The 24,411-nt window shown below is 66.6% G+C and carries 23 protein-coding genes; 12 read left to right on the forward strand and 11 right to left on the reverse strand.

Going from position 1 to position 24,411, the window contains the following annotated elements:
- Window positions 1–10 precede the first annotated feature (10 nt).
- The gene (locus SMAL_RS05700) at window positions 11–766 is read right to left on the reverse strand and encodes an arginyltransferase (protein ID WP_012510405.1); all 756 of its coding nucleotides are present in this window, start codon (window positions 764–766) and stop codon (window positions 11–13) included.
- A gap of 156 nt (window positions 767–922) precedes the next feature.
- Here SMAL_RS05700 and SMAL_RS05705 point away from each other — a divergent pair, with 156 nt between their 5' ends.
- Window positions 923–1,486 (forward strand): EF-hand domain-containing protein, encoded by a 564-nt coding sequence (locus SMAL_RS05705; protein WP_012510406.1) that lies wholly within the window; start codon window positions 923–925, stop codon window positions 1,484–1,486.
- Between the two features lie 51 nt (window positions 1,487–1,537).
- On the opposite strand, the gene SMAL_RS05710 is transcribed toward SMAL_RS05705, so the two are convergent.
- The 4 genes from SMAL_RS05710 to SMAL_RS05725 form a co-directional block, all read right to left on the reverse strand.
- Window positions 1,538–2,755 carry an RNA polymerase sigma factor gene (locus SMAL_RS05710; protein ID WP_012510407.1) on the reverse strand — a complete coding sequence of 406 codons (1,218 nt, stop codon included), beginning with the start codon at window positions 2,753–2,755 and terminating at the stop codon, window positions 1,538–1,540.
- Between the two features lie 207 nt (window positions 2,756–2,962).
- Window positions 2,963–3,472, reverse strand: coding sequence for a pathogenicity-like protein (locus SMAL_RS05715; protein ID WP_012510408.1), 510 nt, complete (start codon window positions 3,470–3,472; stop codon window positions 2,963–2,965).
- Between the two features lie 4 nt (window positions 3,473–3,476).
- Complete coding sequence (gene tesB / locus SMAL_RS05720) at window positions 3,477–4,397, reverse strand: acyl-CoA thioesterase II (protein ID WP_004148214.1); 921 nt, start codon at window positions 4,395–4,397, stop codon at window positions 3,477–3,479.
- Window positions 4,398–4,524: 127 nt separating this feature from the next.
- Window positions 4,525–5,301 (reverse strand): enoyl-CoA hydratase/isomerase family protein, encoded by a 777-nt coding sequence (locus SMAL_RS05725; RefSeq protein ID WP_012510409.1) that lies wholly within the window; start codon window positions 5,299–5,301, stop codon window positions 4,525–4,527.
- 34 nt (window positions 5,302–5,335) lie between these two features.
- On the opposite strand from SMAL_RS05725, the gene SMAL_RS05730 reads away from it, so the two are divergent.
- Window positions 5,336–5,782 (forward strand): copper chaperone PCu(A)C, encoded by a 447-nt coding sequence (locus SMAL_RS05730; protein ID WP_012510410.1) that lies wholly within the window; start codon window positions 5,336–5,338, stop codon window positions 5,780–5,782.
- A 108-nt stretch (window positions 5,783–5,890) separates the two neighbouring features.
- Here SMAL_RS05730 and SMAL_RS05735 read toward each other — a convergent pair whose 3' ends face one another.
- The 3 genes from SMAL_RS05735 to uvrA form a co-directional block, all read right to left on the reverse strand.
- Window positions 5,891–6,616: a hypothetical protein gene (locus SMAL_RS05735; protein WP_004148249.1), complete on the reverse strand. Its 726-nt coding sequence runs from the start codon at window positions 6,614–6,616 to the stop codon at window positions 5,891–5,893.
- Window positions 6,617–6,701: 85 nt separating this feature from the next.
- On the reverse strand, window positions 6,702–7,109 hold the full coding sequence (locus SMAL_RS05740) for an acyl-CoA thioesterase (protein WP_012510411.1): 408 nt from the start codon (window positions 7,107–7,109) through the stop codon (window positions 6,702–6,704).
- Window positions 7,109–10,099, reverse strand: coding sequence for an excinuclease ABC subunit UvrA (gene uvrA, locus SMAL_RS05745; protein ID WP_012510412.1), 2,991 nt, complete (start codon window positions 10,097–10,099; stop codon window positions 7,109–7,111). The genes SMAL_RS05740 and uvrA overlap by 1 nt, the downstream gene beginning before the upstream one ends.
- Window positions 10,100–10,449: 350 nt before the next feature.
- On the opposite strand from uvrA, the gene rplU reads away from it, so the two are divergent.
- The 3 genes from rplU to cgtA all read left to right on the forward strand — a co-directional run bounded on the left by rplU (window position 10,450) and on the right by cgtA (window position 12,311).
- Window positions 10,450–10,767: a 50S ribosomal protein L21 gene (rplU, locus tag SMAL_RS05750; RefSeq protein WP_004148331.1), complete on the forward strand. Its 318-nt coding sequence runs from the start codon at window positions 10,450–10,452 to the stop codon at window positions 10,765–10,767.
- 11 nt (window positions 10,768–10,778) lie between these two features.
- Window positions 10,779–11,042, forward strand: a complete 264-nt coding sequence (rpmA, locus tag SMAL_RS05755; RefSeq protein WP_004148333.1) for a 50S ribosomal protein L27 — start codon at window positions 10,779–10,781, stop codon at window positions 11,040–11,042.
- Between the two features lie 216 nt (window positions 11,043–11,258).
- Window positions 11,259–12,311, forward strand: coding sequence for an Obg family GTPase CgtA (cgtA, locus tag SMAL_RS05760; protein WP_004148388.1), 1,053 nt, complete (start codon window positions 11,259–11,261; stop codon window positions 12,309–12,311).
- A gap of 222 nt (window positions 12,312–12,533) precedes the next feature.
- Here cgtA and rpsT read toward each other — a convergent pair whose 3' ends face one another.
- A complete protein-coding gene (gene rpsT, locus SMAL_RS05765) occupies window positions 12,534–12,803 on the reverse strand; it encodes a 30S ribosomal protein S20 (RefSeq protein ID WP_004148449.1) in 270 nt (89 codons plus the stop codon).
- Window positions 12,804–12,920: 117 nt separating this feature from the next.
- On the opposite strand from rpsT, the gene murJ reads away from it, so the two are divergent.
- From murJ to SMAL_RS05800, 7 genes are all read left to right on the forward strand, one after another.
- The gene (gene murJ, locus SMAL_RS05770; RefSeq protein ID WP_012510413.1) at window positions 12,921–14,525 is read left to right on the forward strand and encodes a murein biosynthesis integral membrane protein MurJ; all 1,605 of its coding nucleotides are present in this window, start codon (window positions 12,921–12,923) and stop codon (window positions 14,523–14,525) included.
- A gap of 75 nt (window positions 14,526–14,600) precedes the next feature.
- Entirely contained in the window at window positions 14,601–15,548 is a 948-nt protein-coding gene (locus SMAL_RS05775; protein ID WP_012510414.1) for a bifunctional riboflavin kinase/FAD synthetase, read from the forward strand.
- Window positions 15,545–18,376: an isoleucine--tRNA ligase gene (gene ileS, locus SMAL_RS05780; protein WP_012510415.1), complete on the forward strand. Its 2,832-nt coding sequence runs from the start codon at window positions 15,545–15,547 to the stop codon at window positions 18,374–18,376. Before SMAL_RS05775 ends, ileS begins: the two co-directional genes overlap by 4 nt.
- Window positions 18,376–18,900 carry a signal peptidase II gene (gene lspA / locus SMAL_RS05785; protein WP_004148459.1) on the forward strand — a complete coding sequence of 175 codons (525 nt, stop codon included), beginning with the start codon at window positions 18,376–18,378 and terminating at the stop codon, window positions 18,898–18,900. The genes ileS and lspA overlap by 1 nt, the downstream gene beginning before the upstream one ends.
- Before the next feature lie 27 nt (window positions 18,901–18,927).
- Window positions 18,928–19,878, forward strand: a complete 951-nt coding sequence (gene ispH / locus SMAL_RS05790) for a 4-hydroxy-3-methylbut-2-enyl diphosphate reductase (protein ID WP_004148461.1) — start codon at window positions 18,928–18,930, stop codon at window positions 19,876–19,878.
- Window positions 19,879–20,072: 194 nt separating this feature from the next.
- Window positions 20,073–21,956 (forward strand): M61 family metallopeptidase, encoded by a 1,884-nt coding sequence (locus SMAL_RS05795; protein ID WP_012510416.1) that lies wholly within the window; start codon window positions 20,073–20,075, stop codon window positions 21,954–21,956.
- Window positions 21,953–22,618 carry a lysoplasmalogenase gene (locus tag SMAL_RS05800; RefSeq protein WP_012510417.1) on the forward strand — a complete coding sequence of 222 codons (666 nt, stop codon included), beginning with the start codon at window positions 21,953–21,955 and terminating at the stop codon, window positions 22,616–22,618. The genes SMAL_RS05795 and SMAL_RS05800 overlap by 4 nt, the downstream gene beginning before the upstream one ends.
- 84 nt (window positions 22,619–22,702) lie before the next feature.
- Here SMAL_RS05800 and SMAL_RS05805 read toward each other — a convergent pair whose 3' ends face one another.
- Both SMAL_RS05805 and SMAL_RS05810 read right to left on the reverse strand, forming a co-directional pair.
- The gene (locus tag SMAL_RS05805; RefSeq protein WP_012510418.1) at window positions 22,703–23,410 is read right to left on the reverse strand and encodes a hypothetical protein; all 708 of its coding nucleotides are present in this window, start codon (window positions 23,408–23,410) and stop codon (window positions 22,703–22,705) included.
- The gene (locus tag SMAL_RS05810) at window positions 23,407–24,363 is read right to left on the reverse strand and encodes a hypothetical protein (protein WP_004148530.1); all 957 of its coding nucleotides are present in this window, start codon (window positions 24,361–24,363) and stop codon (window positions 23,407–23,409) included. The genes SMAL_RS05805 and SMAL_RS05810 overlap by 4 nt, the downstream gene beginning before the upstream one ends.
- Between the last annotated feature and the right edge of the window lie 48 nt (window positions 24,364–24,411).

Below are 24,411 nucleotides of genomic sequence, written 5' to 3' on the forward strand. Positions count from 1 at the left end.
CAGTGGTTTGTCAGCGTCCGTCCAGTTCGTCGTCGAAATCGTGCCAGCGGCGGCCGTCGTAGGCTTCCAGCGGTCGATAGCGCCGTTTGTAGTCCATCTTCTGATGCCCGCGGATCCAGTAGCCCAGGTATACGTGCGGGAGGCCCTCGCGGCGGGCCCATTCGATCTGCTGCAGGATCGCGAAGGTGCCCAGCCCACGCGCGGCATGGTCCGGGTCGAAGAAGGTGTAGACCGCCGACAGGCCATGCTCGGTGACATCGGTCACCGCCACCCCCAGCAGCTGGCTGGGCTGGCCATCGTGGCCGGGCAGGCGCATCTCCATGAAGCGGGTGTGTGACCAGCTGCCGATCAGGAACTGCTCGAACTCGTGCGGGCCGTGGTCATCCATGCCGCCATTGGCGTGGCGATGGGTGAGGTAGCGGTGATACAGCGCGAACAGGTCGTCGCGGGCGGTGGCGGCGGTGATGCGTACTTCCAGGTCTTCATTGCGGGCGGCACAGCGGCGCTGGCTGCGGTCGGGGGCGAAGCGGGCCACCGGAATACGCACCGCCACGCAGGCCTGGCAGTGTGCGCAGTGCGGGCGGTAGACCAGGTCGCCGCTGCGGCGGAAGCCCCAGCTCAATGCCAGCGGGTACAGGCCGCCGAGACGACGGTCGTGCGGATCCAGCACCAGGTCGCGTGCCACCCGGTCCGACCAGTACCCGCAGGGGTGCTCGCCGGTCTGGAAAAGTCGCAGTTCGTCGTCTCTGTCGCCGTGAATCGCCATGGGCACAGCATAGCCCCAGCCTGTCGCATTGGCGGCGACTGTCCGCCGGATGAATGGAACCGGCAGCGGCGTCAACCGATGTCGCACCCGGGCGTTGTTGTCTCCCGAGGGTGAAGTGATCACCCCGACGCAATCCCCATCCCCAGGAGTGACCCCATGATCCGTACCCCCCTGCTGCTGGCCCTGCTGCTCGGCACTTCCGCTACCGGTATCGCGCTGGCCGCCGATGCCCCGACCGCGCCGGCGCAGCGCCCGGCCAAGCTGGACACCAACGGCGACGGCGTCATCGACCGCAGCGAGGCCGCTGCCAACCCGCGCCTGGCCGCGAAGTTCGACGAGCTGGACAAGAACAAGGACGGCAAGCTCTCGCGCGATGAGCTGCCGCGCTGGCAGCATGGTCGCCGTGGTGGTCACGGCGGTGAGCGCTGGGCCAAGCTGGACGTCAACAAGGACGGCCGCATCAGCCGCGAGGAAGCCAAGGCCGATCCGCGCCTGGCCGCGCGCTTCGACCAGCTCGACCTCAACAAGGACGGTTACCTGGACAAGGCCGACCGCGAGCTGCGCATGAAGCAGCGTCGTGATGCCTGGTTCGCCGCCGCCGACACCAACAAGGATGGCCAGCTGAGCAAGGCCGAGTTCGACGCGGCCAAGGGGCCGATGCACGGTGGCCCGCGCCACGGCGGTCCGCGCGATGGCGCGGCGCCGAAGCCGCAGCGCTGAGGTTCAACGCAGTGAATGACGACAACGCCGGCGCACTGCCGGCGTTGTCCGTTACAGGCGGCCGCTGCGCATCAGTGAGTACACCACCAGCGCGATGACCATCAGGTTCATGGCGATGATGCCGGTGCGGCCGTACATCGATTCGAACTTCCAGTTGATGCCGGTTCGTCCGCGCCGCGCCGAATCGCGCGCGATCATCGGTGCCATCACCCGCTGCAGCGGCACCAGACACTGGTAGTTGACCACGCCCAGGCCTATCGCCAGCACCGTCAGCTGCGTCCAGACCGGCGCCTGCAGCATCACAGCCAGCAGGATCGCCAGGCACCAGAACATGCCGGTGATGATGTTGAGGTACAGGAAGCGGCGCACGTCGCGGCGCTCGGACGCCGTTTCGGTGTACGACATCAGGAAACGTCCGCCCAGATAGCTGCCGATCGCTCCACCGACCACGCCGCCGATCACCGCCCCCCAACTTTCGGCCGGCAGCACGTGCAGTTGGCCCAGCGTGGCAGTCAGCGAGCCCATCGCGGTGCCGCCCGCAGCGCTGGCGCCGCCAAGGCCAAGTTTGCTGCCGCCGATGCCGACGCCTGTGCCGAGCAGGATCGCGGCGCTGGCCGTGCCGGGCGCGGCCACCAGTACCATCGATACCACGGCAGTGGCGAACGCTGCGCTCGGCGCGCTGCTGCGGGCGAATTCACCGAAGCGCTGCAGCAGGCCATCGCGCACCAGCGCGCGGGCGCGCGACAGGCGCTTGCGCACGGCGGCGTCACTCAGCCCGAGCAGGTCGGCCACCTGCTGCGAGCGCTGCCCTTCGCGGTAGTACAGCAACAGCACTTCGCGGCTGTCGGCCGGCAACGCGGAAATGATGTCCTCGGCGGCGATTTCCTCTTCCACCCGTTGCAGGCGGTCGGCCGCGCCCGGGGCCGGGTCGGCGGCCATGCCCAGTGCCACTTCGGCCGCCTCGCCGGTCAGTGGCCGGCCGCGCTGCGCGCGCAGCCAGTCGCGGGCCAGGTTGCGGGTGATCTGCCGCAGCCACGGCAGGAAGCTGGTCGAACTGCGCAGTTGATGCAGCTGCTGCCAGCCCTTCACGAACGCTTCCTGGGCGATGTCCTCACTGGCCTGGCGGTCGCGGGTAATGGCCAGCGCGATGGCGGTGACCGTGTTCTGGCAGGCCAGAACGATGCGCCCATAGGCATGCTGGCAGCCGCCAGCGGCCGCAGGCAGTTCGCGTTCCAGGGTCTGGTCGATCGATGCGGCGAAGGTCGTCATGGCGGCGGCTCTCCTGCTGGGATTGTGTCCCATGACGGAGCTGCGTGCCCAATGTGACCAGCATTCTGCGCGGTAGTGCCGGCCGCTGGCCGGCAACCTCATGACAAAAAAGGGGACGGAGGGGATTAAGTCGTTTGTGCCTCAAACGACTTAATCCCCTCCGTCCCCTTTTGCGGTTGCCGGCCAGCGGCCGGCACTACCCGTGCGTTATTTCGAGGGCTGGATGCGGACCCGGATTTCTTCCTCTTCCGGTGCGGCCTGCGGAGCCGATTGTGTCTGCTGCGGCTGGGCCTGCGGGGCAGGGGCCGGGGCAGCCGGCGCGGGGGCGCCACGATGGCGCAGGCCGATCACCAGCGCCACGCCGGCGATCACCACCAGCAGGCCGATGCGGATGCGCCAGGCCCAGCCGCGGCCGCCGCTGGGGGCGGCGACGTCATCGCGGAAAGCGAACTCGGCGGTGGGATGATCGCGGCGGGTTGTGTCGAGCAGGCGCGCGTCGCGCAGGATCTCGCGCGCCCGCGGCTGATCGTCGGCACGCACGATCCACACCGCCGGGTAGGCGTTGGCGTTGCCCAGTTCGGTATAGCTGAACTGGCCACGGCGACGGGTCTTGTACGAGCGCCCATTGGTCACCTTGACCTCGATACCATGCTCGCGCAGGAGCTCGGCGACGCCTTCGACGGTTTCCACGCGCTGGCTGCTGAAAATCTGACGCATCGGATCAATCCTTGGCCGGCACGGCGGCCGCTGCTGCCTGGTCGGGAACGACGCGGATCAGGCCTTCCTGCGCGGTGCTGGCGACGAGTACGCCATTACGGGTGAAGAACTGGCCGCGGGCCAGGCCGCGCGAATCCTGCGCGCTGGGGCTGTCCAGCGAGTACAGCAGCCAGTCGTCGGCGCGGAACGGGCGGTGGAACCAGATCGCGTGGTCCAGCGAGGCCATCTGCACGTGCGGGTGGTAGTAGCTGATGCCGTGCGGGAACGTGGCGGTGCCCAGCAGGTGGAAGTCGGAGGCATAGGCCAGCAGTGCCTGGTGCAGCTCCGGGGCATCGCCGACCGGCTCGCTCAGGCGCAGCCACACCTGGTGGTAGGGCGGGCGCTTGGGCGGGTTGAGTTCGTCACGCGGGTAGACGTGGCGGAACTCGAACGGGCCGCCGCGTGACAGCCAGCGCTGCACCTTGATCGGCAGCCGTTCCAGCACTTCAGCCGGCAGCGGCCGGTTCGGCTCGATGTCTTCCGGCTGCGGCACCTCGGGCATCTTGTGCTGATGCTCGGCACCGGTTTCGGCCTGCTGGAACGAGGCCGCGCAGAAGAAGATCACCTTGCCGTGCTGGATCGCAGTGACCCGGCGCACCGAGAAGCTGCCGCCGTCGCGGGTGCGGTCGACGTCGTAGACGATCGGGTGGTCGATGTTGCCGGCGCGCAGGAAGTAGGCGTGCAGCGAGTGCACGTGGCGGCCGTTGTCGACCGTGGCCTGCGCCGCAGCCAGCGCCTGGCCCAGCACCTGGCCGCCGAACACGTACTTGGTGCCGATGTCGCGGCTCTGCCCGCGGAACAGGTTGTCCTCCAGCCGCTCCAACGTGAGCAGGTCGATCAGCTCGGAGACGACGGGTTCGGGCGTGTCGTTCAAGGGGGCGGCCACAGCAATGAAGATGCCCCGATTATACCGGTGCAGGCCAGTCCATCATCGGTAGTGCCGGCCGCTGGCCGGCAACCTCATGATCCTCCTGGGGCACCTGCGGTTGCCGGCCAGCGGCCGGCACTACCGGTTACTTGCCCAGCCGGGCGACCAGTGCCTGCAGGGCGTTCTGCGCATCCGGGGCGAACCAGGCCTCGACAAAGCGGTCGAGCTGGATCAGGTCCGGCTGCAGCGCCACGTGCAGGTCGGCACGGGCAATCGCGCGGGTCAACAGCATCGGCTGGCGCGGTTGCTTGAGCAGGTTCTGCAGCCAGGCCACCGCACGTGCCACCACCAGGTCGCCCTCGGCCAGTTCATCGACCAGGCCGATCTGCACGGCCTGTTCGGCCGGCACCAGCGAACCGGTGGTCAGCAGGACGCCGGCGCGGTGCACGCCGACTGCGCGACGCAGCAGGCGCTGGATGCCCTCCGGCGCGATCAGGCCCACCTGCACTTCGTTCAGGCCGATCGCATACGGGCGCGACGGATCGGCGCTGCGCGCCATCACCCGGTAATCGCAGCACAGGGCCAGCACGCAGCCACCGGCCGGGGCGTGGCCGGTGATCGCCGCGACCACCGGAATGCGGCTCTCGGCCAGCGTGCGCACGGCGCCAAAGAAGGCGTTCCAGGTGTCCAACAACTTGTGCTTGTCATCGCCATGCGAGAGCAGATGCGGCACGTCCATGCCGCCGGTGAAGACACGCTCGCTGCCCGACAGCACGATGCCGTGCGCGTCTTCGGCCATGGCCAGTTCAATGGCGTGGATCAACTGCCGGCACAGTTCGGTGTCCAGCGCGTTGACCGGCGGCCGCGCCAGGCGCAGTTCGCGGATGGGGCCATGGTTGATCACCTCGATGAGCGTCGTCATGCTGCGGTCTCGTTGCGAAGAAGGAACCTGGGCGATGATAACCAAACCATTCGTTGGCGTACTGTTGGTTCTGTGTGCGGCCGCAGCATCGGCCTCGGCGGCGGAACCGGCCTGCGTCACGGTGGAGCAGGGCTGGGCGCGGCTGCCGCCGAACCCGGCGATGCCGATGACCGCCGGCTACGGCGTGATCCACAACGGCTGCAGCAAGGCGGTGGCGATCACCGGCGCGACCAGCAGCAGCTTCAACGATGTGTCGCTGCACGAAACCACGATCGTCGATGGGGTCAGCCGGATGCGCGCGATCGAGCGTCTGCCGCTGGCACCGGGCGCGCGCGCCGAGCTCAAGCCCGGTGGACTGCACCTGATGCTGATGCAGGGCAAGGGTGCGTTGAAGGAAGGCCAGGTGCTGCCGCTGCGGCTGCAGCTGGAGGGCGGTGGCGAGGCCAGCGCCACACTGACGGTGCGCAAGGTTGCCCCGTGATGCACTGCCCGTTCCGCCGGGCATGGCCCGGCGCTACCCAGGCATGGCCACCGGATCATCATCGGTAGCGCCGGGCCATGCCCGGCGAGCGCGTAGCGGGGTGAGGCTTTACGACCAGTCGTACGAGAACAGCACCGTGCGGCTCACCGGCTCGTACAGCATCACGATCGCGTCGGCGCCGGTGGCGCACCAGTTGTAGCCGGCTACGTCGGCTACGGCGAAGAACTTGTTGCCATCGCGGGTGATGATCACCGTTTCGGCATCGTCCGCAGCGTTGGGATCATCGGCAGCCTCGGTAAAGCCCAGTTCGAAGGCCGCGGGAATTTCTGCGGTTTCGGTCCAGTTGCCGAAACCGATCGGGCCACCGAGCGTATCCAGATAATCGCGCTCGCTGGCCTCACCCTTGCCGTAGCGCGAGTAGCAGGCGAGACGACCGTGTGTGGCATGGTAATCGCGGGCCTTGGCGTAGCTCTCGCGCATCTGCACGATGTGCTCCTGCGCATCCTTGTCCTGCACCGCATCGCCGATGAAATAACCCTCGTTGCCGAGGAAACGCATCTCGTTGCCAGCGGTCAGCTCGAAGGCGATCCAGTTGGTGCCGGTGAACGCGTTGTGGTGTTCTTCAGTGGTCTCGCCGATGCAGCCGTCATACGGCTCGATCGGGCACAGCATCGTCGCCACCTGGCCGGCCAGTTCCGGGCGCAGCACGCCCAGGTCGATCTTCAGCAGCGGCAGCAGGTGCTGGCCGAGCCAGGATTGGTCGGCAGTGAAGACGTCGGCGGGGAAGGGGACCATGCCGGGCAGCAGGTCGCGTAGTTCAGTCTGGTGGATCATGTCAGTCCTTTGAACGGGAACGGTAGCGCCGGGCCATGCCCGGCGGGGCCAATGCCGACCAAGGTCGGCATCTACCGAGGGCGCGTCAGCTCGACGCGTTGCGGATCGCCTCCGGCAGCGGTGCGCTCTTGCCGGTCTGCGTATCCATCCACACCACCACCACGTTGCCGTCGGAATACAGCTTCGACTCGTCCTGCTGGTCGACGATGCGGTGGCCGATGGTCACGCTGCTGTTGCCCAGGCGCTCGACGAACAGTTCGACCAGGATGTCGTTGGGCCATACGATCGGCAGCCGGTAGTTGACGTTGGTCGCGGCCACCACCGGTGCGATGCGGTCGGTCATCGACACGCCTTCCACACCCAGCATCCAGCGCACGCGCGCTTCTTCCAGGTAGGAGATGTACTTGGCGTTGTTCACATGGCCCATGCTGTCCATGTCACGCCAGCGCACGCTGATCGGAACGCGTGCCAGGATCTTGTGCTCGTTGCTCATCAGGCATCCTTCTTCTTGCGGGGCGAAGCGGTCTTGCTGGCCTTGCCGGTGCTCTTGGCAGCGGCCGCCTTCTTCGTCGGCTTCTCCGGCTTGACCTTGCGCGGCGGGCGCGCATCGGGCTTGTTGGCCACGGCGGCGGGCTGGTCCGGGCGCGCGCTGGTGGACGGCAGCATGCGGGCCAGGAACTGGCCGGTATACGACTGCGGGCAGGCCGCCACGTCTTCCGGCGTGCCGGTGACCAGGATGGTGCCACCGCGATGACCGCCTTCCGGACCGAGATCGACGATCCAGTCGGCGGTCTTGATCACGTCCAGGTTGTGCTCGATCACCACCACCGTGTTGCCTTCGTCGCGCAGCTTGTGCAACACGCCCAGCAGCGCTTCGATGTCGTGGAAGTGCAGGCCGGTGGTTGGCTCGTCGAGGATGTACAGGGTGCGGCCGGTATCGCGGCGCGACAGTTCCTTGGACAGCTTCACGCGCTGCGCTTCACCGCCGGACAGCGTGGTCGCGCTCTGGCCCAGCTTGATGTAGCTCAGGCCCACGTCCACAAGTGTTTCCAGCTTGCGCGCGATCGACGGCACCGGCTCGAACAGCTTCAGTGCATCCTCGACGGTCATTTCCAGCACGTCGCTGATGTTGAAGCCCTTGTAGACGATCTCGAGCGTCTCGCGGTTGTAGCGCTTGCCGTGGCAGACATCGCAGGGCACATACACGTCCGGCAGGAAGTGCATCTCGACCTTGATCAGACCATCGCCCTGGCAGGCCTCGCAGCGGCCACCGCGCACGTTGAAGCTGAAGCGGCCCGGCGAGTAACCGCGTGCACGCGCTTCGGGCACCTGCGCGAACAGTTCGCGCAGCGGGGTGAACAGGCCGGTATAGGTGGCCGGGTTCGAGCGCGGGGTGCGGCCGATCGGCGACTGGTCGATGTCCACCACCTTGTCGAACAGGTCCAGGCCATCGATCTCCTTGTAGGGGGCGATCGGGTGCGAGGCACCGTTGATCTCGTTGGCGGCCAGCGAGAACAGGGTGTCGTTGATCAGCGTCGACTTGCCCGAGCCGGACACACCGGTCACGCAGGTCAGCAGGCCCGACGGAATCGCCAGGTCCACGCCCTTCAGGTTGTTGCCGCTGGCGCCGCGCAGGTGCAGCGTCATCTTCGGGTTCGGCTTGTGCCGGCGCGCCGGGATCTCGATCGCACGCTTGCCCGACAGGTACTGGCCGGTCAGCGAACGCGGTGCCTCCAGGATGTCCTGCAGGGTGCCCTGGCCGACGATTTCGCCGCCGTGCACGCCCGCGCCCGGACCGATGTCCAGCACGTAGTCGGCCAGGCGGATCGCGTCCTCGTCATGCTCGACCACGATCACCGTGTTGCCAAGGTCGCGCAGGCGGGTGAGGGTGCCGAGCAGGCGTTCGTTGTCGCGCTGGTGCAGGCCGATCGACGGCTCGTCGAGCACGTACATCACGCCGACCAGGCCGGCGCCGATCTGGCTGGCCAGGCGGATGCGCTGCGCCTCGCCACCGGACAGGGTGTCGGCCTTGCGCTCCAGGGTCAGGTAATCGAGGCCAACATCGACCAGGAAGCCGAGGCGTTCGCCAATCTCCTTGACGATCTTCGATGCGATCTCGCCGCGCCAGCCTGGCAGGCTCAGTTCACTGAAGAACTTCAGGGCCTCGTCGATCGGCAGCACCACCAGCTCGGGCAGCGGGCGGTCGGCCACGAACACGTTGCGCGCGGCCTTGTTCAGGCGTGCGCCGTTGCATTCCGGGCACGGCCGTTCGCTGATGTACTTGGACAGCTCCTCGCGCACCGCCGGCGACTCGGTTTCCTTGTAGCGCCGTTCGAGGTTGGGAATGATGCCCTCGAAGCGGTGCTTGCGCTGGGTGCGGCCACCGGCTTCGGTGAAGTAGGTGAAGGTGATCGTTTCGTCGCCGCTGCCGTACAGCACGGCCTGCTGCACCTTGGCCGGCAGCGAGTTCCAGGCGGCGTCCACGTCGAACTTGTAGTGCTTGGCCAGCGAGGCGATCAGCTGGAAATAGTAGGCGTTGCGGCGGTCCCAGCCGCGCACCGCACCGGCGGCCAGCGACAGCTCCGGGTGCACGACCACGCGCGAGGGGTCGAAGAACTCGGCCATGCCCAGGCCATCGCAGCCGGGGCAGGCGCCCATCGGCGCATTGAACGAGAACAGGCGCGGTTCCAGCTCCGGCAGCGAGTAATCGCAGACCGGGCAGGAATACTTGGAGGAGAACAGCGTCGGCGTGCTGTCGGCAGTGTCCAGGCTCTGCACCGAGGCCATGCCGTCGCCCAGCTTCAGCGCAGTCTCGAAGCTCTCGGCCAGGCGCTGCTTGATGTCCTCGCGCGGGCGGAAGCGGTCGATCACCGCTTCGATGGTGTGTTTCTGGCGCAGTGCCAGCGCTGGCACCTCGTCGATCTCGTACAGCTCGCCATCCACGCGCACGCGCACGAAGCCCTGCGCGCGCAGCTGGTCGAACACCTGGGCGTGCTCGCCCTTGCGGTCGCGGATGACCGGCGCCAGCAGCATGTAGCGCTGCTCCGGATCCAGCGTCAGCACGTGGTCGACCATCTGGCTGACCGTCTGCGCTTCCAGCGGATAGCCATGGTCCGGGCAACGCGGAGTGCCGACGCGGGCATACAGCAGGCGCAGGTAGTCGTAGATCTCGGTGATCGTGCCGACCGTCGAACGCGGATTGTGCGAGGTCGACTTCTGCTCGATCGAGATCGCCGGGGACAGGCCCTCGATGTGGTCCAGGTCCGGCTTTTCCATCACGCTCAGGAACTGGCGCGCATAGGCCGACAGCGACTCGACGTAGCGGCGCTGGCCTTCTGCATAGATGGTGTCGAACGCCAGCGAGGACTTGCCCGAACCGGACAGGCCGGTGATCACGATCAGCTTGTCGCGGGGCAGGTCGAGGTCGAGGTTCTTCAGGTTGTGCGTCCGCGCGCCGCGGATGCGGATGAAATCCATCGCCATGGGGGATCCGGTTGTGGGGGCGTTGGCTGGATGCCGGGCCAGCAGGGAACGGCAATCGGTCAGCCTACCGAGGTGACCAGATGGGGGCAATGGGCGACAATGCCAGCCCGGAGTCTCACCTGCTGAGACCGCCCGACAGCTTTGTGTAGAGCCGAGCCATGCTCGGCTGCCTGGGCCCCGTGCCGTTCAGCCGAGCATGGCTCGGCTCTACAGGGGCGGGGGAAGGGCCGCCCGGGGCCATTCAGGGGGTTGACTTGACCCGCCATGTCCCCTCTGCGTACAATTCCGCTCCTGTCCGCCCTCGATGGCGACAGTCCATAGACCACAATAACTACAGAGGAAGTCTGGTCATGTACGCAGTACTGGTCACCGGCGGTAAGCAATACCGCGTGGCGCAGGGCGAAAAGCTCCGCATTGAAAAGCTCGAAGTCGAAGTCGGCAGCGAGATCAAGTTCGACAACATCCTGCTGCTCGGCGACAGCGATGGCATCAAGATCGGCGACGCCCTGAGCGGCGCTGCGGTCACCGCCACCGTCCTGTCCCAGGGTCGTGCTGACAAGGTCCGGATCATCAAGTTCCGTCGCCGCAAGCACCACATGAAGCGTCAGGGTCACCGTCAGTACTACACCGAAATCGAGATCACCGGCATTGCCGGTGGCAGCAAGTAAGGAGATAGGTCATGGCACATAAAAAAGGCGTAGGCTCTTCGCGCAACGGTCGCGACTCCAACCCGAAGTACCTCGGCGTCAAGATCTTCGGCGGCCAGGCCATCGAAGCCGGCAACATCATCGTGCGTCAGCGCGGCACCCAGTTCCACCCGGGTTCCGGCGTTGGCCTGGGCCGTGACCACACCCTGTTCGCCCTCGTGGACGGCAAGGTGGAGTTCTCGGTCAAGGGCGCCAAGAAGCGTCGCACCGTCAGCGTCGTGTCGGTCGAAGCCTGATAAGGCTTGGCCAGCTGCCATGCCCCGGCATGGCGTCGCTGGTCGAATCGCACGCTGCATGAAGAGCCCCGCTTCGGCGGGGCTTTTCGTTGGAATCAGTGGTACAACGGGCACGGCCCGATCGCGGGGCGCGGCCCCGACAGCTGGAGCGCATCCGGCACGACATTCAAGCAAGGCGGCGGCACGCAGGCCGCGCCCATCGCAGGCATCGAAACAATGAAACTGGTAGACGAAGCAGAAATCGAAGTGTTCGCCGGCAACGGCGGCAACGGCTGCATTGGCTTCCGTCGCGAGAAGTTCATTCCGCTCGGCGGCCCGGACGGCGGCGACGGCGGTGCGGGCGGCAGCGTGTACATCCGCGCCGACGAAAACCTGAACACCCTGGTCGACTTCCGCCATGACCGCATCTTCAAGGCGCAGCGCGGCGAGAACGGCATGGGCCGCCAGGCCTATGGCAAGGGCGGCGAAGACCTGACCATCACCGTGCCGGTTGGCACCGTGATCATCAACGTGGCCACCGACGAAATCATCGGCGACCTGACCCAGCATGGCGACCGCTTGCTGGTGGCGCAGGGCGGCCGTGGTGGACTCGGCAACATGCACTTCAAGAGCTCGACCAACCGCTCGCCGCGCCAGGCGCTGCCGGGCGAGCCGGGCGAAGAGCGCACGCTGAAGCTGGAGCTGAAGCTGCTGGCCGACGTTGGCCTGCTGGGCTTCCCCAACGCTGGCAAGAGCACCCTGATCCGTGCCGTTTCAGCGGCGACGCCGAAGGTGGCCGATTACCCGTTCACCACGCTGTACCCGAACCTGGGTGTGGTGAAGGTGGAGAATTACCGCAGCTTCGTGATTGCCGACATTCCTGGCCTGATCGAAGGTGCTGCGGATGGCGCCGGCCTGGGTGCGCAGTTCCTGCGCCATCTGCAGCGCACCCGCCTGCTGCTGCACCTGGTGGACATTTCCCCGATGGAAGGCGGCGTGGAAGGTATTTCCCCGGTCGAGCAGGTGCGTGCCATCGAGCGTGAGCTGGAGAAGCACGACCCGGAGCTGCTGCAGAAGCCGCGCTGGCTGGTGCTGAACAAGGCCGACCTGATGTTCGAGGACGAGGCCAAGGCTGCGGCCGAGCAGATCGTCGCCGAGCTGGGCTGGAAGGAGCCGTGGTTCCTGGTTTCGGCGCTGGGCCGCGAAGGCACCTTCCCGATCATGAGCCGGATCATGGCGTTCTTCGATCGCCAGAAGGAAGATGAGCTGGAAGCCCGCAACGCGCTGTAATGCCGTTGTGGTTCCGCGCGAAAAACCCGGCTTCGGCCGGGTTTTTTTTGTTGTGCTAGTGCCGGCCGCTGGCCGGCAGTTCACTGGGTTGCCGGCCAGCGGCCGGCACTACCGGATCGCGCGGACCCGGTGGATCGCCTGGATCGCAGGCAACAAAAAACCCGGCCGAGGCCGGGCTTTTGTCTGCAGCCCAACCCCGAAGGGCAGGGCGGCAACGCCGGATCAGGCGGCCGCGAGGGCCTTGATGCGGTCGTTCAGGCGGCTCTTATGGCGAGCAGCCTTGTTCTTGTGGATCAGGCCACGCGCGCTGAAGCGATCCAGGATCGGCTGGGCAACGGCGAAGGCGGCTTGGGCGCCGGCGGCATCGTTGGCGTCCAGCGCCTTGATCACTTTCTTGACAGCGGTGCGCAGCATCGAGCGCTGAGCCACGTTGCGCGCGTTGCGCACGACGGTCTGCTTGGCGCGCTTCTTGGCGGACTTGATATTGGCCACGGTGGTGGTTTCCTGAAAAAATCGGTGTTATGGGAACAGCAAGCTAGCTAGTATGATGGCCCGAGAAATGCACGTCAAGTCGATTGTCAAGAGGGACGCTGAGTGAGTTCACCGAAGATGTTGCGAGGCCTGCTGTCGTTCAGCAGCATGACCATGGTCTCGCGGGTGCTCGGACTTGTCCGTGACCAGGTGATCACCACCACGTTCGGCACCAATGCGGTTACCGATGCGTTCTGGGTTGCCTTCAGGGTACCCAATTTCCTGCGGCGATTGTTCGCCGAGGGCTCCTTCGCCACCGCATTCGTGCCGGTGTTCACGGAAGTGAAGGAGACCCGCAGCCACGCCGAACTGCGTGAACTGATGGCCCGCACCGCCGGCACCCTGGGTGGGGTGCTGATGCTGGTCACCGCGCTGGCGCTGATCTTCGCCCCACAGCTGGCCTCGGTCTTCTCAAGCGGTGTTGATACCGACCCGGTGAAGCAGGGCCTGCTGGTCGACCTGTTCCGGCTGACCTTCCCGTTCCTGTTGTTTGTCTCGCTGACCGCGCTGGCCGGTGGTGCGCTGAACAGCTTCCAGCGCTTCGCGATGCCGGCGCTGACCCCGGTGATCCTCAACCTGTGCATGATCGCCGGCGCGCTGTGGCTGGCGCCGCGGCTGGGCGGCACCCCGGAGAAGCAGATCCTGGCACTGGGCTGGGCGGTGCTGGCCGCCGGCCTGCTGCAGCTGCTGTTCCAGCTGCCTTCGCTGAAGGGCATCAACCTGCTGACCCTGCCGCGCTGGGGCTGGAGCCATCCGGGCGTGCGCAAGGTGATGACGCTGATGGTGCCGACCCTGTTCGGTTCCTCGGTGGCACAGATCAACCTGCTGCTGGACACCGTCATCGCCGCCAAGCTGACCGACGGCTCGCAGTCCTGGCTGTCGCTGGCAGACCGCTTCCTGGAGCTGCCGCTGGGCGTGTTCGGCGTGGCGCTGGGTACGGTGATCCTGCCGGCGCTGGCCCGTCATCATGTGAGCACCGACCGCGAGGGCTTCTCGCGCTCGCTGGACTGGGGCCTGCGCATGACCCTGCTGATCTCGGTGCCGGCCATGCTGGGCCTGCTGCTGCTGGCCGAACCGCTGATCGCGTCCATCTTCCAGCACGGCCAGTTCAGTGCCTTCGATACCCGCATGACCGCGCTGTCGGTGTACGGCCTGAGCTTCGGCCTGCCGGCGTTCGCCCTGCTGAAGGTGGTGCTGCCGGCGTTCTATGCGCGCCAGGACACCAAGACCCCGGTGCGCGCCGGCGTGGCCGCACTGGTGGCCAACATGGTGTTCAACTTCGCTCTGCTGGCGGTGCTGTACCAGGTGATGGTGCCGGACGAACTGAAGGCGCAGGGCGTGATGGCCGCCATCGGCAAGCAGCCGGGCCTGCACCTGGCGTTGGGCATCGCCAGCGCGCTGTCCAGTTACCTGAACCTGGGCCTGCTCTGGTACTGGCTGGGCAAGACCGATGTCTACCAGCGTCGGCCGGGTTGGGGCGGCTATCTGGTACGCCTGCTGCTGGCCTGCGCGGCCATGGTCGGCGTACTGCTGGCCCTGCTGTACTGGCTGCCGGGCTTCTCGGCGATGGGTGCATGGGAGCGGATCGGCGCACTGGCACTGCTGGTCGGCGGCGGTGGCGCGACCTATGCGGTGGCCATGGTGGCAATGGGCTTCCGCCCGCGCGACCTGCGCGGGCATTGATCGCGGCCTGTGGCGGCTATACTTCAGGGTTACACCATTGAAGCGGCGGCCCCGGTTGGGCCGGAACGAGAGTTGATGAGCAGGCTGTTCAGAAGCGTCGAGGGCGGGGAGCTGTTCCCCAACGGAAGCGTGGTCTGTATCGGTGCATTCGACGGCCTCCATCTGGGCCATCGTGCGCTGGTCCGCCACGCGGTTGCCCGCGCGCGCGCCTTGGGCGTGGCCGCAGTTGCCGTGGCGTTCGAGCCGTTGCCGCGTGAATTCTTCGCCCAGGGCACGCCGCCGCCGCGGCTGACCCTGGCGCGCAGCAAGGTCGAGATCCTGCGCGAGCTCGGCGTCGATGCGATCGGCCTGCTGCGTTTCGACGCAGCGATGGCGGCGATGCCGGCCGAGACGTTCGTACGCCAGCTGCTGGTCAATCGCCTGAGTGCGCGTGAGGTCTGGATCGGTCCGGAGTTCTGTTTCGGCAACCGTCGTCGCGGCGACCTGGCCCTGCTGCAGAAGCTCGGCGCCGAGCTCGGTTTCAGCGCTGGCGAGATCGAAGCGGTCGACCTGCATGGCGAGCGCATTTCCAGCACCCGCATCCGCCAGCTGCTGCAGGACGGCGACTTCGCCCGTGCCGGCGACCTGCTTGGCCGCCCGTATGCGATCAGCGGCCGGGTGGTGCGTGGGCGCCAGCTTGGCCGTACGCTGGGTTTCCCTACCGCCAACCTGCGTTTCCCGAAGACCCCGGCGTTGTCGGGCATCTACGCAACCTGGGTGCACGGCGTGTTCGACCAGCCGTGGCCGTCGGTGTCCAGCTTCGGCACGCGGCCGACCGTGGATGGCGTGGAGCCGTTGCTGGAAGCCCACCTGTTCGATTTCCAGGGCGATCTGTACGGGCGCCACATCGACGTCGAATTCGTCGCCAAGCTGCGCGACGAAGAAAAATTCAATGATCTGGCGGCGCTGACCGACCAGATGCACCGTGACGCCGAACAGGCGCGCGCCATCCTTTCCGAACATAGATTGCGAGCCACTGCGTGAGCCAGGACTACAAGACCACCCTGAACCTGCCAGCCACCGAATTCCCGATGCGCGGCGACCTGCCCAAGCGCGAGCCGGGCATTCTGGCGCGGTGGGAAGAGCAGGGGCTCTACCAGCAGCTGCGCGACAACGCCGCAGGCCGCCCGCTGTTCGTGCTGCATGACGGCCCGCCGTACGCCAACGGCCGCATCCACCTCGGCCACGCGGTCAACAAGATCCTGAAGGACATCATCGTCAAGTCGCGCTACCTGGCCGGCTTCGATGCGCCCTACGTGCCGGGCTGGGACTGCCATGGCCTGCCGATCGAGATCGCGGTCGAGAAGAAGTGGGGCAAGGTCGGCACCAAGCTCGACGCCGTCGAATTCCGCCAGAAGTGCCGCGAGTTCGCCGAAGAGCAGATCAACATCCAGCGCGTGGACTTCAAGCGCCTGGGCGTGACCGGTGACTGGGACAACCCGTACAAGACCCTGAGCTTCGACTTCGAAGCCAACGAAATCCGTGCGCTGGCCAAGGTCGTGGCCAACGGCCACCTGGTGCGTGGCGCCAAGCCGGTGTACTGGTGCTTCGACTGTGGCTCGGCGCTGGCCGAGGCCGAGATCGAATACCAGGAAAAGGAATCGCCGGCGATCGACGTGGCCTACGCCGCGCGCGATGCGCAGGCCATCGGCCAGGCGTTCGGCGTGAGCGTGCCGGCCGATGTGGAAGTGGCCGTGCCGATCTGGACCACCACCCCGTGGACGCTGCCGGCTTCGCTGGCGGTGTCGCTGGGCGCGGAGATCAACTACGTGCTGGCCGAAGGCCCGGCGCACAACGGCAAGCGCCGTTGGCTGGTGCTGGCCGCCGCCCTGGCCGAGCGCGCACTGCAGCGCTACGGCGTGGAAGCGGTGGTGCTGCACGGTGAGGCGGACGGTTCGGCGCTGGAAAACCAGCTGCTGGCGCACCCGTTCTATCCGGAGCGCGAGATCCTGGTGCTCAACGGCGAGCACGTGTCCGACGAGGACGGTACCGGTGCGGTGCACACTGCCCCCGGCCACGGCCAGGAAGATTACGTGGTCAGCCAGAAGTACGGCCTGCTGGACAAGTACAACGCTGGCCAGGTCACCCCGATCGACGGCCGTGGCGTGTACCTGGAATCGACGCCGCCGGCGGGTGACGTGGTGCTGGCCGGCCAGCATCTGTGGAAGGCGCAGGAGGCCATCGTCGGCGTGCTGCGCGACAACGGTGCGCTGCTTGCCTTCCACCCGATCCGCCACAGCTACCCGCACTGCTGGCGCCACAAGACGCCGGTGGTGTTCCGCGCCACCCCGCAGTGGTTCATCTCGATGGACAAGGCCAATCTGCGCAACGATGCGCTGGCCGCCATCGACACCGTCGGCTGGTTCCCGAGCTGGGGCAAGGCGCGCATCCAGAGCATGGTCGATGGCCGCCCGGACTGGACCATCTCGCGCCAGCGCACCTGGGGCGTGCCGATCGCACTGTTCACCCATCGCCAGACCGGCGAGATCCACCCGCGCTCGGTGGAGCTGATGCAGCAGGTCGCCGACCGTGTCGAAGCCGAGGGCATCGACGTGTGGTACTCGCTGGATGCCGCCGAACTGCTGGGCGCCGAAGCGGCCGACTACGAGAAGGTCACCGACATCCTCGATGTCTGGTTCGACTCGGGCGTGACCCATGAGGGTGTGCTCGCCGCGCGTGGCTTCGGCAAGCCGGCCGACCTGTACCTGGAAGGTTCCGACCAGCATCGTGGCTGGTTCCAGTCCTCGCTGCTGACCGGCGTGGCGATCGACAAACGCGCGCCGTACAAGCAGTGCCTGACCCACGGCTTCACCGTGGACGAGCACGGCCGAAAGATGTCCAAGTCGCTGGGCAACGGCATCGAGCCGCAGGACATCATGAACAAGCTGGGCGCGGACATCCTGCGCCTGTGGATCGCCTCGGCCGACTACAGCAACGAGATGTCGCTGTCGCAGGAGATCCTCAAGCGCAATGCCGACGCCTACCGTCGCCTGCGCAACACCGCACGCTTCCTGCTCGGCAACCTGGACGGTTTCGATCCGGCCCAGCACCTGCAGCCGCTGGACCAGATGGTCGCGCTGGACCGCTGGATCGTGCATCGCGCGTGGGAACTGCAGGAGAAGATCAAGGCGGCCTACGACGGCTACAACATGGCCGAGATCGTGCAGCTGTTGCTGAACTTCTGCAGCGTGGACCTCGGTTCGCTGTACCTGGACGTGACCAAGGACCGCCTGTACACGATGCCGACCGATTCCAGCGGTCGCCGTTCGGCACAGAGCGCGATGTACCACATCGCCGAAGCATTCACCCGCTGGGTCGCGCCGATCCTGACCTTCACCGCCGACGAGCTGTGGGGCTACCTGCCGGGCGAACGCGCCGAGCATGTGCTGTTCACCACCTGGTACGACGGCCTGGCGCCGCTGCCGGCCGATGCCCAGCTCAACGCCGCCGACTTCGACCAGCTGCTGGCCGTGCGCGAGCAGGTGGCCAAGGTGCTCGAGCCGATGCGCGCCAACGGCGCGATCGGTGCCGCGCTGGAGGCGGAGATCACCATCGCCGCCAGCGAAGAGCAGGCCGCGCGCTGGCAGCCGCTGGCCGATGAACTGCGTTTCCTGTTCATCAGCGGCGACGTGCAGGTGCGCCCGGCGACCACCGACGAGGTGTTCGTCAGCGCGCAGCCGACCACCAAGGCCAAGTGCGTGCGCTGCTGGCACCACCGCGCCGACGTCGGCAGCAATGCCGACCACCCGGAACTGTGCGGCCGCTGTGTGAGCAACATCACCGGTGCCGGTGAAGTGCGGAGCTGGTTCTGATGGCCGCGCCCCGTCCGCATCCGAACGCCCTGGTCTGGCTGCTGCTGTCGGCGGCCATCATCGGCCTGGACCAGTGGTCCAAGGCCTGGGTTCTGTCGAGCCTGCCGGAGTTCCAGCCGGTGGTGGTCATCGACGGCTTCTGGAACTGGTACCGCACCTACAACACCGGTGCGGCGTTCAGTTTCCTGAGCGACGCCGGTGGCTGGCAGAAGCACTTCTTCACCGTGCTGGCGATCGCCATCAGTGGCCTGATGGCCTGGTGGCTGCGCAGCACCGCCCGTGGCAACTGGAAGGCGGCGGTGCCGTATGCGCTGATCATCGGCGGCGCCATCGGCAACGTGATCGACCGCCAGGTGCATGGCCACGTGGTCGATTTCATCCAGTGGTACGTGGGCAGCTACACCTGGCCCTCGTTCAACATCGCCGATTCGGCCATCGTGGTCGGTGCCGTGGGCATCGCCCTGTTCGGCCTGTTCGAAGGCAAGTCCGCCAAAAAGGCGGATAATGCCAACCCGAAACCGTAAGCCGGCCGCTGCCGGGAGACTGAACTGATGGATGTGCTGCTCGCCAACCCGCGTGGATTCTGTGCCGGCGTCGATCGTGCGATCGAGATCGTCAAGCGCGCGATCGAAACGCTGGGCGCGCCCATCTATGTCCGCCATGAAGTGGTGCACAACCGCTTCGTGGTCGATGACCTGAAGCAGCGCGGTGCGATCTTCGTCGAGGAACTGGATGAAGTGCCGGACAACAACACGGTCATCTTCAGTGCGCACGGCGTGTCCCAGGCCGTGCGCCAGGAAGCCGAGCGACGTGGTCTGAAGGTGTTCGACGCCACCTGCCCGCTGGTGACCAAGGTGCACTTCGAAGTTGCCCGCCACTGCCGTGCCGGCCGTGACGTAGTGCTGATCGGCCACGCCGGTCACCCGGAAGTGGAAGGCACCATGGGTCAGTGGAACCGCGAAGCCGGTACCGGCCAGATCTATCTGGTGGAGGACGTGGAGCAGGTTGCCACGCTGCAGATCAAGCAGCCGGAAAACTTCGCCTACACCACCCAGACCACGTTGTCGGTGGATGACACGCGCGGCATCATCGATGCGCTGCGCGAGCGCTTCCCGGCGATGCAGGGCCCGAAGAACGACGACATCTGCTACGCCACGCAGAACCGCCAGGATGCCGTGCGCGACCTGGCCAAGCGCTGCGATCTGGTGCTGGTGGTCGGCTCGCCGAACAGTTCCAACTCCAACCGCTTGAGCGAGCTGGCCCGCCGCGAAGGCGTCGAGTCGTACCTGATCGATGGTGCGCACGAGATCGACCCGGCGTGGGTGGTGGGCAAGCAGCACATCGGCGTGACTGCGGGTGCCTCGGCGCCGCAGGTGCTGGTCGATGGCGTGCTGGCGCGGCTGGCCGAGCTGGGTGCCAACGGCGTGGGCGAGCTGGACGGCGAGCCGGAATCGATGGTGTTCGCGCTGCCGAAGGAACTGCGCCTGCGCCTGGTCGACTGACCGCGGCAGGTGTTCGCCGGGCATGGCCCGGCGCTACCGGGTGTGTGTCATCCACGCATGGTGTGGATCTACTGCGTTGGTGGGTGCGGACCGTTGGTCCGCACTGATGGTCGCACCACCATGACCTTCGGCCATGGGGCCGCGCACGCGACAGGCCTAGCATCAAAGGTTCTACCGCTGCTGGAACCTGCCCGATGAAGACCCGTGCCCTGGTGATGTCCGTGCTGTTCGCGCTGGCCGCCACGCCTGCGCTGGCGCAGACCTCGCCCCCGGCGAACGCAGCGGCCCCCGGCTTGCTGCGCATCGATGTGGACGCGCGTGACCTGGCCCGGCGCATCTTCAAGGTGACTGCCACGGTGCCGGCCAAGCCCGGCCCGATGACCCTGCTGTACCCGCAGTGGATTCCCGGCAACCATTCGCCGACCGGCCCGATCGACAAGCTGGCCGGGCTGCGCGTGACTGCCAACGGCAAGCCGCTGGCCTGGCAGCGTGACCAGTTCAACGTCTATGCGTTCAAGGTGAACGTGCCCGAGGGCGTGAGCGAGATCGTCGCCCACTTCGATTTCCTGTCCTCGCAGGGCGGCAGCCAGGGCCGGGTGGTGATGACCCCGGAAATGCTCAACCTGCAGTGGAACGCCAATTCGCTGTACCCGGCCGGAGTCGATGCGCGCAACCTGCAGGCGCAGGCCAGCGTGACCCTGCCCAAGGGCTGGTCGTTCGCCACTGCGCTTGAAACCGCACGCCGCGACGGTGACACCGTGGTGTTCAAGCCGATCTCCTATGACCATCTGGTCGATTCGCCGTTGTTCGCTGGCGAGCACTACCAGCGCATCGATCTCGATCCGGGCGCAAAGGTGCCGGTGCATCTCAATGTGTTTGCAGACGAAGCCAAGTCGCTGAAGCCGAGTGACGCGCAGATCACGATGCACCGCGCGCTGGTGCAGCAGGCCGACAAGCTCTATGGCGCGCGCCATTACAACCACTATGAGTTCCTGCTGGCGTTGACCGACCGCCTCGGCGGCATCGGCCTGGAGCATCACCGTTCCAGCGAGAACAGTGCCGACCCGGGGTACTTCACAGAGTGGGACAGCAACGCGTGGATGCGTGATCTGCTACCGCACGAGTACACCCATTCCTGGAATGGCAAGTACCGTCGCGGCGCCGATCTGGCCACCGCCAATTTCAACGTGCCGATGGGCGACAGCCTGCTGTGGGTGTACGAAGGCCAGACCCAGTTCTGGGGCCAGGTGCTGGCCGCGCGCTCTGGGTTGTGGTCGACCGCGCAGGCGCGCGACATGCTGGCCAACGTGGCCGCGACCTATGACCGTGGCCGCCCGGGACTGGCCTGGCGCCCGCTGCAGGACACCACCAACGACCCGACCATCGCCCAGCGCCGCACGCTGCCGTACCGCAATTACCAGATGAGCGAGGACTATTACTCCGGCGGCCAGATGCTGTGGCTGGAAGTGGAGGGCAAGCTGCGCGAGCTGAGTGGCAACCGTCGCAGCCTGGACGACTTCGCGCGTGCGTTCTTCGGCGTCGGCAATGGCGACTGGGACGTCAACCCGTACACCTTTGATGACGTGGTCGCGACCTTGAACGGCATCGCCCCGTATGACTGGGCCACGTTCCTGCGCGGGCGCCTGGACGGTCATGGTTCATTGACCGGCGGCCTGGAACTGGCGGGCTGGAAGCTGGTCTATCGCGATGCCCCGAACGATGCCTACAAGGCGCAGGAGAAGCGCGCCAAGGCGGCGCTGCTGGCGTATTCGCTGGGCGCGACCGTGCTCGACAGCGGCACGGTCGGTGATGTGATCTGGGACAGCCCGGCGTTCAATGCTGGCCTGGCGCCGGGCATGAAGGTGATTGCAGTTGGCGGGCGCGAGTACAGCAGCCAGCGGCTGAAGGATGCGGTGGCGGCAGCAGCAAAGGACAAGGCACCGATCGTGTTGCTGGTGAAGCAGTTCGACCGCATCGAAACGATGAGCATCGCCTACCACGGTGGCCTGCAGTACCCGGTGCTGGAGCGCATCACCGGCAAGCCTGACCGCCTGGCGGATCTGTGGAAGGCACGATGAAGCCGCGCGCCCGCGATGGCGTGATCCTGTTGATGGCGATCCTCGCCATCATCGGCGCGTTCCTGCACGGCGATGGGCGCTGGCTGCATTGGCTGGCCAAGCCGGCCACCACGCTGTTGATCGCCGCCATCGCCTGGCGCGTGCATGATCCGGCGCAACCGTTCTACCGCCGCGCGGTGCTGGCCGGCATGCTGCTTTCGTGCGTGGGCGACATTGCGCTGATGCTGCCGGTGGATGCGTTCGTACCGGGGCTGGTCGCCTTCCTGTTGGCGCACCTCTGCTACATCGTCGCATTCCACGATGGCTTGCGTGCCGGTCGTGGCCTGGTCGGCGCCAGTGTGCTGCTCGGTGCATTTGCCGTGCTCAACGTGCTGGGCCTGTGGCCGCACCTGCCCGCACCGATGCGTATTCCGGTACTGGCGTACGTGGTGGTGCTGGCGTCGATGGCGGTGCTGGCCCTGGCACGGCAGTGGGGCAGCCCGCAGCCCGACGCCGTGGAAGCCCGAAGCGCCCGCTGGGCCGCGGCGGGTGCATTGCTGTTCGTGGCCAGTGATTCCCTGCTGGCCTGGGACCGCTTCGCCGGTGGCCTGCCGCTGGCCAGCCTGCTGGTGCTGTCCACGTACTACGGCGCGCAGTACGCCATCGCGCGCTCGGTGAAGTAGCAAAAAGGGGACGGAGGGGATTAAGTCGCAAACCGCACCAAGGCACATGCGACTTAATCCCCTCCGTCCCCTTTTTTTTGTGGTCTACCGGCGGCTCACGCCGAGCACGGTGCCCTGCGCATCGAACTGCAGGCGCACCGATTCGCGGTCTCCGGCAACTTCATCCGGCAGCCACACCAGCTTGCCGCCCTTGCGTACGATCACGTAGACGTGGCCGACTTCAGATGCGGGGTTCTGCAGGGCATTGCGTTGTTGCTGCAGTGCCTGTGCCACGCGCGGCACGGCGTCGAAATCGATGCTGGCCAGGGATGTGCTGCTGCGCTGCAGGCTGATGGTCGGCGCGAACTGCTGCGGATTCACCGGATTGCCCTTGCGCCACTGGCCACGCTCGAAATGGTAGCTGTCGACGTGGGTTGGCTGCTGGGGATCGATCAGATCCAGGTTGATGCGACCATCATCGTAGAAGTGGATGCTGTGGAAGACCGTCAACCGCTGCCCGGCCAGCGCCGGCAGTTGCTCCAGTGCCTGGCGCGCGGCCTGCAGGTAGTCTGCATCGAACAGACGGTTGTTGCGTTCGGGAATCGGAATGGGGTGCGGATCCGGTACCGGCGCGAGCGATCCAGGATTCTCGCGCGACGGCTGCATGGTGACCGGCGCGGGCAACCGGTCGCGCTGCACCGAGTGGCCCAGCGTTTCGCTGATCGTCTGCAATCCGCCGCCAGCAACGGCCACGCCCGCCAGCACCAGCAGCACCAGCGAGAACACCAGCCGGGTGGAGGGCGGCTGCTTCATATCCCCTCCAGGCGCACGTTGCCACGATCATCCGGGTCGTACAGCAGCGTCACGTGCTCGCGCGGGATGTTGGCCAGTTCGATCAGCGGGATGAAGCGACGCACGCTCGCCTGCTGCACAGCGCCTTCGCGGTCGGTGTACTGCAGCTGGAATTCCACCTGCGGCTGTTCGTTGAGATAGGTGCCGGTCTGGCGCACCTTCAGCACCCTGGCTTCCACGCCGATGCCACGGTACTTCAGCGCGTCGCCACGTGCATCGGCGTGCAACAGTCGGCCGAGCAGGCGCAGGCCCAGTGCGTAACCGCACAGCACCAGCGGGCACATCAGCAACGGGTGGCCGAACGACAGGAAGGTCCAGCCCAGGCCTTCGCTCTGCAGCCTGTAGGTGAACACATAGGCACTGGCAACCACCACGATGGCGATGCCACCGCCGATCCCTCGCCGCCACAGGCTGGCAACATCCAGCTCGGGATGGGCGCCGTCGAGCACCACGTTGGGGAATTCGCCTGGCGTGCGGCTCAGGCGTGCATCGAGGTGATTGCCTGCGACGAAGCGCTGCAGCTGCGGTTTGCTGTCGACCACCAGCATCTGCTCACTGATCGGCGTGCCGGACAGGTTCTGGAAGGCCAGCTGCAGCTTCCACTGCGCGAAGCCATGCATATGCACGCCGGTCTGTTCGGCCTGCTTGATCAGTGTGGTGCGCGGCTCACCATCAGTGAGAATCGAGCGCACCCGGTACAGGGCGCGCAACGGGCCCAGCAGCAGGTAATGCAGGAACGCGAGCAGCAGGACCAGCCACAAGGCCAGTGACAACGCCAGCAGCAGCACGGCCAGCCACGGCGGGCTGCGATCGGCCAGCGCCACCGGCCATGACGTGCCGAAATAGAGGATGCAGGGGAAAGGCAACGCGAAGAACAGCAGGAACGCGCCCCAGAACCAGAGATAGGCCTTCATGGGGTGGAGGTGGCAGACCGGTGGAACAGGGCGCGTAGGTTACTACGC

It is taken from the genome of Stenotrophomonas maltophilia R551-3 (assembly GCF_000020665.1).
Taxonomy (GTDB): Bacteria; Pseudomonadota; Gammaproteobacteria; order Xanthomonadales; family Xanthomonadaceae; genus Stenotrophomonas; species Stenotrophomonas maltophilia_L.

What these genes read in the sequence shown, in the direction of transcription:
- SMAL_RS05700 (WP_012510405.1), bottom strand. Translation starts at nt 766, where the DNA reads ATGGCGATTCACGGCGACAGAGACGACGAACTGCGACTTTTCCAGACC.
- SMAL_RS05705 (WP_012510406.1), top strand. Translation starts at nt 923, where the DNA reads ATGATCCGTACCCCCCTGCTGCTGGCCCTGCTGCTCGGCACTTCCGCT.
- SMAL_RS05710 (WP_012510407.1), bottom strand. Translation starts at nt 2,755, where the DNA reads ATGACGACCTTCGCCGCATCGATCGACCAGACCCTGGAACGCGAACTG.
- SMAL_RS05715 (WP_012510408.1), bottom strand. Translation starts at nt 3,472, where the DNA reads ATGCGTCAGATTTTCAGCAGCCAGCGCGTGGAAACCGTCGAAGGCGTC.
- SMAL_RS05725 (WP_012510409.1), bottom strand. Translation starts at nt 5,301, where the DNA reads ATGACGACGCTCATCGAGGTGATCAACCATGGCCCCATCCGCGAACTG.
- SMAL_RS05730 (WP_012510410.1), top strand. Translation starts at nt 5,336, where the DNA reads ATGATAACCAAACCATTCGTTGGCGTACTGTTGGTTCTGTGTGCGGCC.
- SMAL_RS05735 (WP_004148249.1), bottom strand. Translation starts at nt 6,616, where the DNA reads ATGATCCACCAGACTGAACTACGCGACCTGCTGCCCGGCATGGTCCCC.
- SMAL_RS05740 (WP_012510411.1), bottom strand. Translation starts at nt 7,109, where the DNA reads ATGAGCAACGAGCACAAGATCCTGGCACGCGTTCCGATCAGCGTGCGC.
- uvrA (WP_012510412.1), bottom strand. Translation starts at nt 10,099, where the DNA reads ATGGCGATGGATTTCATCCGCATCCGCGGCGCGCGGACGCACAACCTG.
- rplU (WP_004148331.1), top strand. Translation starts at nt 10,450, where the DNA reads ATGTACGCAGTACTGGTCACCGGCGGTAAGCAATACCGCGTGGCGCAG.
- rpmA (WP_004148333.1), top strand. Translation starts at nt 10,779, where the DNA reads ATGGCACATAAAAAAGGCGTAGGCTCTTCGCGCAACGGTCGCGACTCC.
- cgtA (WP_004148388.1), top strand. Translation starts at nt 11,259, where the DNA reads ATGAAACTGGTAGACGAAGCAGAAATCGAAGTGTTCGCCGGCAACGGC.
- murJ (WP_012510413.1), top strand. Translation starts at nt 12,921, where the DNA reads ATGTTGCGAGGCCTGCTGTCGTTCAGCAGCATGACCATGGTCTCGCGG.
- SMAL_RS05775 (WP_012510414.1), top strand. Translation starts at nt 14,601, where the DNA reads ATGAGCAGGCTGTTCAGAAGCGTCGAGGGCGGGGAGCTGTTCCCCAAC.
- lspA (WP_004148459.1), top strand. Translation starts at nt 18,376, where the DNA reads ATGGCCGCGCCCCGTCCGCATCCGAACGCCCTGGTCTGGCTGCTGCTG.
- ispH (WP_004148461.1), top strand. Translation starts at nt 18,928, where the DNA reads ATGGATGTGCTGCTCGCCAACCCGCGTGGATTCTGTGCCGGCGTCGAT.
- SMAL_RS05795 (WP_012510416.1), top strand. Translation starts at nt 20,073, where the DNA reads ATGAAGACCCGTGCCCTGGTGATGTCCGTGCTGTTCGCGCTGGCCGCC.
- SMAL_RS05800 (WP_012510417.1), top strand. Translation starts at nt 21,953, where the DNA reads ATGAAGCCGCGCGCCCGCGATGGCGTGATCCTGTTGATGGCGATCCTC.
- SMAL_RS05805 (WP_012510418.1), bottom strand. Translation starts at nt 23,410, where the DNA reads ATGAAGCAGCCGCCCTCCACCCGGCTGGTGTTCTCGCTGGTGCTGCTG.
- SMAL_RS05810 (WP_004148530.1), bottom strand. Translation starts at nt 24,363, where the DNA reads ATGAAGGCCTATCTCTGGTTCTGGGGCGCGTTCCTGCTGTTCTTCGCG.